This window comes from Magnetococcales bacterium, assembly GCA_015231175.1.
Lineage (GTDB): Bacteria > Pseudomonadota > Magnetococcia > Magnetococcales > DC0425bin3 > HA3dbin3.
This window is the reverse complement of sequence record JADGBZ010000098.1, coordinates 1-11,006: the sequence shown is the minus strand read 5'-3', so window position 1 is coordinate 11,006 and position 11,006 is coordinate 1. Positions and strand designations below refer to the sequence as shown.

The following is an 11,006-nucleotide window of genomic DNA, read 5'->3' as shown; positions in this document are numbered from 1 at the left end:
GCAACATGGAAACCTCGTGTGGATTCTACCAGATAAACCAAGTTGGGACACTACCGACGCCCTTTCTGACCCTTTCTTCGACCCCGGTATGCATGAGAGCTGCCTGCAACGGAACGTTTCCCAACAGGCGCAGAATGTTGGACCGTCCCTGATCCATTGCCGTTATTGGCATGACCTCGTCGTATTCTGTATCCTTTCCCGGCAGAACATCGTTGTCTTCCAGATACGTCCTGACCAGGGAGTCCAATTCAAACGCAGTCTTTTTGCCCAGATGGGGTACGGACAACATTTTCAGGATCGCTTGGTTGCCCGCCTGGACATATGCCCCGACCGTCTCAAACGGGAGATCATCGTTGTTGACGATGCAGTTTCTCAGACGAACAGAGACGTCATTTGCCAGGACCAGATCCCTGATTCTGGTCTTCATGATGTCCGATCTGGTGTGGTCGTATTGAGAGTTCATGCCGTGCTTCCGGGGCGATCTCACAAGAAAAACAGCTATATTTTAAACCGGTATGCGGTTACTTCGACAACTTTTGATTGTCGCCGTTTTCTTCCATCCTGCATCCCCATTGCATGGAGGATGTACACCGGACGGATGCCAAATGGTCAATTTCCATAACGTGGGGCTTTCGAACTTGTCATGGGCTTGTTTTCCCTCTCCCTCCTGCTTTTCCCTCGGATTATGCGACATTGCTGATGAGAACACACGGAGACCCGGACCAGCAACCCCGGGGAGTCCCGGAGAGGTCATCGTGGGGGATGGATCAATGGGATGACAGGAACGGCGACGGTCCCGTCCTGGCCTGTCGGTGAAGATGGCGTGTCGGATTCAGATTGCCTTTCCGCACGCAGCCCGAAGGGGCACTCCAGCACCCGGTTGATCCAGGGCTGGTCCCAGGGGATTCCCCAGGCGGTTTCGACCCGCCCGGACACCGTTCCCGCAACGGGCGCACTCGCCAGCACCGTCCCGGTGGAGGCGCGCATGGTCCAGGCGTCGGCGGATTCGTCTTCCCAGGGGAAGACCTGGGCCGTCCTCACCGCCGCCGCATCGTCCCAGGTCCAGGAACATTCTGCCCCCACCCATGCCGCCTCGCACCACGGCAGGGCCATTCCGGCATGGACCCAGGTTCCGTCCAGGTAGAAGGCCAGATCGCCGTAGAGCGCCTCCGAGACAATCTCGATCCGCCTGCCGGAATAGGGAAAGGCAGCGTGGAGGGCGAGTTCGATGTCCCAGGACAGCCCCCATCCGCTTTCCACCGACATGCGCCAGGGCAGTTCGAGCTGACGACCGGCGTGGATCTGGCCGTAGGGAAACCTCCAGGCACGTTCGACCAGCCCATCGATACCCCAGCCCAGGGCGCAACGGGCCTCGATGCGTCCCGTCACCATCCCGGCCACCGGCGCGCCGGAGAGAGCGGCCAGGCCGGAAACGATGGGCCGAGGAACATCCTCCCTGTCAGGGGATCAACCGCACGGTGAGATCGGACCCTGGGGGGCTGACACCGGTCTGGGTGACCTCCAGGGTGAGCCAGTCGTCGGGGGTCAGGGAGAGGGAGATCGCCTCGTGGGACATGCGTTGGCTCCCGGCGGCAATGCTGCCGGTGGCCACGGCGAGGCCGTTCCTGCGCAGGGTGAACTGGGCGGCGATACCGCCGGGGGCCTGTCCGACCCAGGCTTCCCAGGTCGTAAAAGTCACCGCCATGGGCGGATACCAGCGGGCCACCCCGGGCTGCACCCGCAGCATGCCGGGGGTGGTGACGGTGACGCCGCTGCGCACGCCGCGCTGGATCACTTCCGCCGGGGCGACGCAGAACAGGGCGACCACGCTCCCGGCGGGCCAGTCCACCGCCGCGCCGCCATTGGAAGAGGAGAGGATGCGTTCGCGGGAGAGGGTTACCGATACTACCTGTGCCAGTCGGCGGCCAAGAGCGGCTATAACTCCTGTCTCATTCGCAGCGTCGCCGCCGGGGAGATCGAAGCGGTGGTGATCCAGCAGGTGCGCATGGTGTTGCGTTCGCCGGAGATGGTGGTCAAAACGTGGCGGGCAGGCAAGGAAGCCGGTACGGAAATTCAGGAACGGGACGTAACGAAAGCCCTGCAGCGGCTCGACCCGGTTTGGGATGAACTGTTCCCGGCGGAACAACAGCGGCTGGTGCAGCTCCTTGTTGCCCAGGTGGACGTATTCACCGATGCAGTGAAGGTGCATCTGCGCGCCCAAGGGATCGACACCCTGGCCCGTGAACTGAACGATCTTTGGAATACGAAAGAGGAAGCGGCATGAAAGCGGAACTGAGTCAGGACGGAACCACCATTATCATCACCATCCCCATGAATCTGCGCAAGAGAGGCGGCAGGAAGCGGATCATGGCCCCGGACGGCATGGACTCGATGCCCATGCCGCAACGGGATGATACCCTGGCGAGGCTTATGGCCAAGGCGCACCGTTGGCTGAGAGACATGGAGGCGGGTCGGATCGGGTCCATCAGGACACTGGCAGAGAGGGAGAACCTCGACGATTCCTATGTGGCGAAGGTGCTGCGCCTGACCCTGTTGGCTCCTGATATCGTGAAAGTCATCTTGGATGGTAACCAGCCTGACGTTATGACTTGGCGAGAACTGGCCAAGCCGTTTCCGGCAGAGTGGGCGCAGCAACGGGAACAATGGGGGATCGCAACACCGGTCTGATCACCGGCGCGTTCTCGTCGCCGGACTCGGTATTTGAGGCCAACTCGCCAGCAGGCAACCAAGTGCCGATGCGAAATCACCATCTATAAGCAAATACTGTTATTCATTGAAAATGCGCATAAAAAGTGAGTCCGACTTTTCCGGACTCACCGGGCCTGAGTCCAGAGCTTTCAGAGAATTTTGGCAAAGAGAGAAGAGAACGGGCGGGATGGACGGCGGCGGGTCCGGGAATTGGGGGAGAACCCGTTTTCTGTTGTCGCCGTAACTATTGGAAACATTGGGGTTTTTAAAACGACCACGGCCACCCTGGAAGGTGGCCGCAGAAGAGAGAAAACCCTGTAAATTCAAAATGGTGGAGCGAACCATACGCCAAACGGAAAATTCTCCGGGCGGTTCGACTCCCAGGAAGGAGAATATTCCAATTCCCGCCCGACAGGCAAGCGGAATCACCAGCCTTCCTTGTCGAGCATTTTCATGAAGTTGCGCTTCCGCTTGAAATTTGCTCGCAAGGTCAACACATATCGGGGGAATTCCTCCGGCCTGCCGATTGCCGCAAGCAGGCTCCTGACCTTCCGCAAATAGCCGACCGCCGTCTGGTAGGCTTGGTCGTTGGTCTGTTCCACGGTGGGATCCACCCTGGATTTGTAGATGGCCAGGGAGTCCTCCGGATGGCTCGTCTCCCTCTGGGCGGCCAACTTCAGCCTCAGGTCGTGGGAACAACCGCCCTCCTTGGCCTCACGCCACGCACCTTCCACGTCCTTTTCCCACAAAAAGATCTCCACCAGCAAGGAACGGTCGGCGAACACCTGAACCCCCCAGGCTCTGGCTGGTTTGCCCTTGCTGGTTGCGGCAATCCGTTCCCGGACCAGGACCAGGGCCTTTTCCCGCCAGTCGTTCCATTGGCGGGCGCGGTCGGCGTGAGTCTTCAAGTTCTGGTAGTCTTTGAGATCGGGCGAGGCGGCGAATCCCTCCCACACCAGGGCCATGGCCTCGTCGTGTCGCTTGCGTTCGTGATAGGCGTCGGCCAGGAACTCCCGCAACCGACCGTCGCGCCGCTCGCCAGGGAAGCTTTTCCAACCCTGTTCCGCACAATCGAGGGCTTTGTCTGACAGGCCAGCTTCCTGGTAGGTCTCGGCAATCTTGAGGAAACGATAGGGTGCGGAGAGATCCCTCTGCTGGATGGTCACCACCTGCTCCACATCGCCGCTCAACCGGGCCATGCCCTCCATCATGCTGGTGATCCGGAAGCGGTTGCCGCCATAACGGTTTGGATCCTTCTGACCGGGTGCCAGGGCGGGAACCTTGGCCCATTCCGCTTCCGTCAATCGGCGGTAGGCAGCAAGCCCGACATCACCCAGAATTGTGGCATAGCTATCTGCCGCTCCGTAGAATACCTCATGGTCGCTTTTCATCTCCCAGGTAAAAAGCCGTTCGGCGAGTTCTTCCGGATCGGGTCTCGCCTGTTCGCACGCTGCCAGATGAATTTCCTGGAGCCGATTCAACAGACCTCCCATCTCACCGTCGTCATCCACACCTTCAATCGCTCTTTCCACTGCTTTTAAGGCATATTCTGTCAGGTTGATCACTCCCGCTGCATCCTCCCCCACCTTCAGAAGCTCTTCGATGGAGTCGATCACATCATCGATGCCTTGAGCATAGTCAGCGGCGCCACGGTAATCCACGTGATCATCGACCTCCACGGCCCGGTCGATGGCCTGCCGCCAGACCTCCAGGTCCAGGCCCTTCTTGCGGACCTTGGCGGCGCGCAGCAACAACCCCTGGCGCAGACGGTCGTCCTCCTTGGCTTGAGCCATCACCATTTCCACCAGTTCGGCCTTGTCCAACCCGCCGAGAAAGGCGCGCACGTCCTGCATGGTAACGGTGGATTTGCCCTTCTTGGCGGATGGAGACTTCCCCTCACCTTGTCGGGAGGCCAGCCACGCCAGTCCCACCGCGACGCAATGCTTGCAGAAGTCACTGTCATTCCCCACCGGGCAGGTGCAGGAATATTCCAAATCGCCCTTCGTCTCCTCCAGCCGCACCCGGTATTCCCTGGTTCCGGAAACCCTGGCGGTGATGGTCTCTCCGTCTTCGAGCAGGGAGCGCACCTGCCCTCCGGCGAAGTAGGCCTGCCCCCGGGAAAAAGACTGGGAACCTGCCAGGCGACGCAACGCCTCGGTGGTCACCAAAGCGGCAAGGCCGGATGGACCGCTCACCTTGAGTCTCCTTCCATTTCCTTACGGGTGCGATAGGCTTGATCCGGATGGTTCGGACGATCCGGATACAGGGATTCCAGTTGCCCTGATTTCACCAGTTCACGGAGGAAATTGGGACGGACGTAGTCCGGAGAGCGACCGAGCAGACCACTCAGAGTGCGCAGGGAGAGGAAACGTCCCCGGCACAGGGCCAGGATCACCGCGTGGACCTCCCCCTTGCCGACCTTGCCGCGAGTCCAGATGCTGGCCGCCTGATCCAGAAGTTCCTTCGGCAAACCTTCGGACCCTCCGACCAAACCTTCGGACCCTCCGACCAAACCTTCGGACCTCCCATCCCCTTCCACAGGCGCAGCCCCTGCCTGGACTGTGTACCAGGTCCATCGCTGTTTGCCATGGGATTCCAGGAAGCCTGTCCGGACCAGCCCGCGCAGCATCTCCGTCAGGTCACTGGGATGGCGTTCCGTGAGTTCCTGCAAGCGGTTGTTGGAGACCCGCCCTTCCAGCAGGGCCGTGGCCAGTGCCAAGCGACCTTCCTGATCGAGAGCAGCGAGTCGCCCCGGGAAACGCCGCTCCAGTTCCTCGCCCACCTCGACGGGAAACAGGCTCAAGGTGGTCAGGGTGAGACGGGTTTCATAAAGTTCGTGATCCTCTTCCAGCAGAGGCGCACGCCAGTGCTGCTCGCGCCAAGCCTGGACGATGCGCGGGAAGCCGGACCCGGCCTTCTCGCCCGCGCCGATCATCTGGAACATCCGTTGGATGGCGGGATTGCGACAATCGCTGCGTCCGCCGATACGGACTTGCTCCCTGGGGATGCGCAGGGTGCCGGGGTTGATGAACTCGAAACGGTTGGGGGCGCGACGGATGCGGATGCCGCCGCGCCCAGCATGATCGGCATGGATCAGGGCGTTGACCAGGGCCTCGCGCAACGCCTCGTGCTGGGGGGTGTCATCCCGGCGCAGGAGATCCTGCCCCAATTGGAAAGGAATCCGCACCCCGTCCCGCAGCTTGGGGACCACTTTGCGATAGAACTCGAACAGATTGCCGGGCCAAGTGCCGTCCGGGGTCACCCGGTCGAGCCAGCGCATTCCCTCCGGGTCGGAAGGCCCCGGTAGATGCTGATAGTCGAGATGGAAAACGGGCAACCGGTCCAGGATGCTCCGCTGTTTTCCGAACATCAGCAGTCCGGCCAGAGTTGGCCCTTCCCGAACGGAGGTGCGCTCCCGCCCCCATCCGGCTTGGCGTCGCTGAGGGAAGGTGTGACTGTCCGGTCCCTGATCGCATCGTTGATGCAAGGGGGCTTCTCCCCTGAAGATGAGACCTGAACATCGTCGTCCGAGGTCAATCCAGGATGAACCTGATCGGGCGTTTCGGAGGGACCCGTCAGGTTCGGTTCGATAGGTTGAAGAGTGTTCTCAGTTGCCGCCCTTGGTGTGGAAACCGTTTCCTGCGGAAGATCCGATGACAAGGTTTTCTGGCCCAACAGATCACTGGCATCTTTCTCGCCCAATACCCGGTGGACAATCGTCCAGGGACCGGGAGTATCGAATTTCTCTTCAATGGATGGAGCAGTTCGGCGCAGCAAGACGCTGACCAGACAACCACTCAAGGTCACATTCGGAGTTGTTTGTCCGAACAGTTCCGTCAGCCAGGCACCCCATCTGATCCGATTGGCGCGATCTGCTTCCGGATCGCCGGATCGGGCCTGGGCAGCTCGGACCAGCGTATGCTTCAACATTTCACAACGCGGGATGGATAAAGGGGAGGTTTGTCCTGCACCGGCGGCTCCAAGACCATCCTGGACGGCTTCCAGAGTGTTACGGATTTGCGAGTCGGCGTGAGATGCGCGGGCCGGAGCGTTGACCAACTGTTCATCGTCGGAAGTTTTGACCTCAACGGCAATCAGTTCATAGCCGCCAGGTTTTTCGTCCTTCCACAAGACCAGCAGGTCGCATCGCTCTGACAAGGATTGCCGCTTTCCCGTGCGTAACCACATCCGCGCCAACGGGTGGTCCACCGACAGGACCATGGCTCCGGGAAAACGTACTTGCATGTCACGCGCAGCGAACAGAAGACCAGCCAGCCCGATGACCTTTTTCTGATCCGGCAATCCATCATTTTTCTTGATGATGTCCAGCAACCCGCTACCCAGCAACCGTGATCCCTGATGGAGTAGAAGCTGCATCGCCTCCGGGGTCAGCGTGATATTGCACCGGCTGAAGACAGGGCGCAGCAAACGGGAGATCACCCCAAAATCGCGAGTGGCCAAAAAAGTGTCTCGGAGTCCCTCTTTGCGCTCCCAAATGCGCACGGATTTCATTCCAGCCTCGGATGGCAGTGCGCGGTCAGCAAGAAAGAGCCAGCGGGCTGCCGGTTGTTCTCCCTGGAGCAGAGCATCTGCGGTATCGGCCAAACCTTCGGCGTCGGCATAAACCTGGATAATGGCGTCACGCTGACTGCGATCCAGCTCTTTCATGAGCTGCATGAACTCGCTGAAGGGAGATTCCCCAGGTTGCGGACGCAGCTCAATACGACCCGAACGGTGGTCTACTTGCACGTCATGACGAATACAGAATGGACTCATGGGCAGGATTCTGCCCATGGTCTTTTGACGAAGCCGAATGGTGGATTCATCAAAAATGGCGGCTACATGGCAAGGTTGTTTCCGCAGATGCTCCACCACCGACGTCAAGGATGTTTCCCCTGGAACCCCGTCATGAACCCGCAAATGCAATCGTCCTGCCGCCACCTGCTCCTGGATCTCGTCTTCCTTACGACTGTCCTGAAAGCGCAAGGCATTATGCAGGCGGTCACGATGCAGGCTGCTGGCATAGATGTCGATATGAATGGCTGAGAGTTTCTGACCGCTCCGGTAACGCGGATCCTTGAGCAGTCGGACCAACTCTATGATCAGATCCTCACCACGGGGAGGATTCACCAAGGCCACGCGCAAGGGATGCGGATGATTCGGGTGAAGAATGATGAATTTATCGAGAGCCTCGCGCAAAATTTTGGCCCCATCAGGCCCAGAGCAGGCGTTGCTGAGGTTCTCGAATACGGGAAGCCCCTCGATTTGATCGGTATACGGGAGTAATTGCTTTAAGCCAAGTCCAGCCGGAAGGGATGAGAGATGCACAACCGACAGAAATTGCTCCGGACGTTCCAACTCCTGACGCACGGTTTCCCGTTCATCCGCCCCCATACCGGTACTACTGGCCAAACCACGCAACAAGGTGGATAGACGCTCGTTGCGCCACAAATGCAGAGGATGGGTGGGAAGCAACACTGCCTTGGCGAGGGTTTTTCCATCCGGTTGAAGAACACGCACCTGTATGGTATCCAACGCCAGTAGAGCTTCCAGCGCGGCGCGCGCCCAGTCGAAACTGCCGGACTCCATCACATGGTAATGTTCCTGGGTTTCCCGGTAGAGGGTGGATGCCAATTCCAGGTAGCGGCGTATCTGAAAAAGAATTCCCGGGCGTCCGTCCAGCCAATGGCGGGGGTGATAGATCAGTTTCCCCAGATGAGGCAACAGGGCGTTTCGTAATGTGCTGAACTCGCGCCAAGTGACTGCCATTTGTGTCTCCACGCCGGGACAAAGGCGCGGGATGTCTTCATCCCAAGCGGCAAGGATGGACTCCAATGACAGCGACTCCCCATCGATGACAACCACCGCATGGGGTTGCAGAAAGGTCGGAGACCGATCCGCAGCGCCAGCAAGCGCTGCTCGCAAGGATGTTTCCGGTGTCTCGAAAAAGCCCCCCCAGTTGGTTTCGTTGCAAAAGTCTCTGACCCAACCCAGGACGTCCTTGGCTACGGGCACGGTTTCTTTGATTTCCTGCCCCCCACCCGGAAAGGCAACCGTGATTTCCACGTCATCGTCCGAGTTTTCATCCCGGTCTTGCCACGCTTGCTCAATGGCGTCGGCAATGGCTGTCAGATCCTCTTCACGACCATCGAGCAGTGCATCGGAGCTTGCCTTGGAAAATGGTGGCGCGGGGTCGCCGCCACTGGGGGAATCCCCACCATTTTCGTCGTCTGGAGAGTCAGGCTCGCCAGGTGAGATAGCGGCTTCCTGCTCCTTGGGCGGTCTCACGACCAACATGGCCACGCTCAAATCAAGGCCATTTTCCTGGCCTTGCTGAATGGCGGTCAGATAATGCTCTACGGCAACGACCGCTTCGGCGATCTGGCGTTGTTTCCCGGCATCCCGGTACTTTTTGTTGGCAAGGGTGCGGATCGTCGAGGCCCGCAGGTTTCGAGTCAGCTGCGTAAACTCCAAATTGAGTTTCAGCCTTTTCCCCAGGGAATCCTGGGCGAACAGATCCTTGTCTGTCAGAAGACCCAGCGCAGGCAGGGACATCCACGGCGCATGATTTTCTTTCTCCCGCCGCAGGGCATCCCATCGTGCCAAAAAGGCCGAACAAGCTTCCAGCGACAGCAGAGATTCCAAAGCGGGATCGGTTTCCAGGGTGTCCAGAAGGGTCCGATGCACTTCGGGAGAATTAGGGAATCGCGCAGGCAGTTTATCCCGTGCATCCTTGAGCATGGCGCGAGGCAACGCGGTCCCGGAAGGACGTGCATAATGACTCAATGTATGCACCCCGGCGTTGTAGCCTGCCGCCAACACAATGGATCGAGGATGGTGCTGGCGATCATTCCGCCATTCCGCAGCCAGGTGCAGGTCATCGGTGAACGCTTGAAGGTTACTCAATCCTGCCCGCCGGGCCATTTCCGCCATATCGACGCTGGTTGCGTTTTGTCCAGCAAGGGCAATCGAGAACTCGGCGGCGACCGCCTGAAACTCCTTGTCCTCTGCCAACTCACGGAACAGGGTCGGCACATCGAGGAGTGGCAACCCTTCACAGGCAAAGTCGTTGTTGTTCTTCAGACGTTCCGCGATCCAACGAGCCACGGCAATGGCGACATATTCCTGGGAGTTCATGGGGGTCGCCATTAAAGGAGGTTATCGGGGTTGAGAGAAAACAGCACCAATCCATCGGAGGGTTCCCACGCCAACCCCAAGTGGATGGCCAAACGCTTAAAGCCTTCCCGATTGGTTCGGAGATCGGACTCATCCAATGGGGCGTACCCGTGCTGCCGCAAAATGGTGTGGTCTTCCGGTAGCAGACCAAAAACGAGTTGCCAATGGGAACGCAAGCGAGTGGCCAACTCGTCCATGACGCAGACCTCCCCTGGTTCGAGCACGCTCATCAACAGAACGCGCATCGTATCAGGTTGTGGACGGAAATATTTTGTCGGCGTACCGGTACGTGGTTGCGCCCATCCGATACGAACGGAAAAATCTCTGAAATGGTCCTCCAACTCCTTGGAAACTTTTTCCTCCTGGCATTCAAATGCCAAGCGATCTTCTTCCAAGACTTCCGATGACGCCTCCATCCAAAGCCGCAGGCTCCGACCAAACAGTCCCAACTGTCTTGAATAGCAGGCTGCGGCCTGAGTGCGCAGTCGGGAACCGGATTCTCCGGCGAAATCGCAAAAGAATACCGTCTTATCACATCCTGGTATGCGTCTGAGCTGATACACCAGCAACCAGGAACCAACGCCGAGCACCAGGTTTCTCAGGGAGAATGCTGTAGGATGGTTTTTCAGGTTGACAGCAAGCCGCAACAAGGCCTGGGTTTGTAGGGCCATCAATTCGCTGTGCATTTCACAGAGGGTGCGGGGGTTGCCGCAGAGGGCGGGCAAATCCTGATCAAGCACCCTTTCCTCGCCCAGAATCAATGGAGAACCCAACATGGCGGCGGGTCCGGTCGCCCTCTCCGCGATACCTCGCGCCAAGGCAAGGAAATCACGTCCGATGTGACCTGAGTTCAACACCAGCCAAACAAAAGCTCCGGCATGTCCATGATTCTTTGACTGATTGGCCAAGTAGTTCAGGGATGGGGTGCTATAGTCGCAACCGAACGTGGAATAGGGGGAATAAGCCGGTCCCATGGCCGCGCCGTCGTTGTCGAAAGCGGCGTTAAGGTGCTGGCGAAATAGTTTGAAATGCGCCAACTCCAGACCAGGGGTCAGCACGGCCATTTCCTGTAACTCGATGTTCAAGTTTTTTGAGGCTTGACATATGACGGGGACGCAAAA

8 protein-coding genes are annotated in these 11,006 nt (G+C 58.9%); 1 reads left to right on the top strand and 7 read right to left on the bottom strand.

Features of this window, described 5'->3' with window-relative positions:
• Window positions 1-25: 25 nt before the first annotated feature.
• From HQL63_14610 to HQL63_14600, 3 genes are all read right to left on the bottom strand, one after another.
• Window positions 26-463, bottom strand: coding sequence for a hypothetical protein (locus HQL63_14610; protein MBF0178058.1), 438 nt, complete (start codon window positions 461-463; stop codon window positions 26-28).
• A 287-nt stretch (window positions 464-750) separates the two neighbouring features.
• Entirely contained in the window at window positions 751-1,392 is a 642-nt protein-coding gene (locus tag HQL63_14605) for a hypothetical protein (GenBank protein MBF0178057.1), read from the bottom strand.
• Window positions 1,393-1,459: 67 nt separating this feature from the next.
• Complete coding sequence (locus HQL63_14600) at window positions 1,460-2,209, bottom strand: hypothetical protein (GenBank protein ID MBF0178056.1); 750 nt, start codon at window positions 2,207-2,209, stop codon at window positions 1,460-1,462.
• Between the two features lie 71 nt (window positions 2,210-2,280).
• On the opposite strand from HQL63_14600, the gene HQL63_14595 reads away from it, so the two are divergent.
• On the top strand, window positions 2,281-2,688 hold the full coding sequence (locus HQL63_14595) for a hypothetical protein (protein MBF0178055.1): 408 nt from the start codon (window positions 2,281-2,283) through the stop codon (window positions 2,686-2,688).
• 446 nt (window positions 2,689-3,134) lie between these two features.
• Here HQL63_14595 and HQL63_14590 read toward each other — a convergent pair whose 3' ends face one another.
• Genes HQL63_14590 through HQL63_14575 form a run of 4 tightly spaced genes read right to left on the bottom strand, consistent with a single transcriptional unit; the run spans window position 3,135 to window position 10,943 of the window.
• Window positions 3,135-4,904, bottom strand: a complete 1,770-nt coding sequence (locus HQL63_14590; GenBank protein ID MBF0178054.1) for an SWIM zinc finger family protein — start codon at window positions 4,902-4,904, stop codon at window positions 3,135-3,137.
• On the bottom strand, window positions 4,901-6,079 hold the full coding sequence (locus HQL63_14585; GenBank protein ID MBF0178053.1) for a hypothetical protein: 1,179 nt from the start codon (window positions 6,077-6,079) through the stop codon (window positions 4,901-4,903). Before HQL63_14585 ends, HQL63_14590 begins: the two co-directional genes overlap by 4 nt.
• A complete protein-coding gene (locus tag HQL63_14580) occupies window positions 6,079-9,846 on the bottom strand; it encodes a hypothetical protein (protein ID MBF0178052.1) in 3,768 nt (1,255 codons plus the stop codon). The genes HQL63_14585 and HQL63_14580 overlap by 1 nt, the downstream gene beginning before the upstream one ends.
• 11 nt (window positions 9,847-9,857) lie before the next feature.
• Window positions 9,858-10,943, bottom strand: a complete 1,086-nt coding sequence (locus HQL63_14575; GenBank protein MBF0178051.1) for a hypothetical protein — start codon at window positions 10,941-10,943, stop codon at window positions 9,858-9,860.
• Between the last annotated feature and the right edge of the window lie 63 nt (window positions 10,944-11,006).

What these genes read in the sequence shown, in the direction of transcription:
- HQL63_14610 (MBF0178058.1), bottom strand. Translation starts at nt 463, where the DNA reads ATGAACTCTCAATACGACCACACCAGATCGGACATCATGAAGACCAGA.
- HQL63_14605 (MBF0178057.1), bottom strand. Translation starts at nt 1,392, where the DNA reads ATGGTGACGGGACGCATCGAGGCCCGTTGCGCCCTGGGCTGGGGTATC.
- HQL63_14600 (MBF0178056.1), bottom strand. Translation starts at nt 2,209, where the DNA reads ATGCACCTTCACTGCATCGGTGAATACGTCCACCTGGGCAACAAGGAG.
- HQL63_14595 (MBF0178055.1), top strand. Translation starts at nt 2,281, where the DNA reads ATGAAAGCGGAACTGAGTCAGGACGGAACCACCATTATCATCACCATC.
- HQL63_14585 (MBF0178053.1), bottom strand. Translation starts at nt 6,079, where the DNA reads ATGTTCGGAAAACAGCGGAGCATCCTGGACCGGTTGCCCGTTTTCCAT.
- HQL63_14580 (MBF0178052.1), bottom strand. Translation starts at nt 9,846, where the DNA reads ATGAACTCCCAGGAATATGTCGCCATTGCCGTGGCTCGTTGGATCGCG.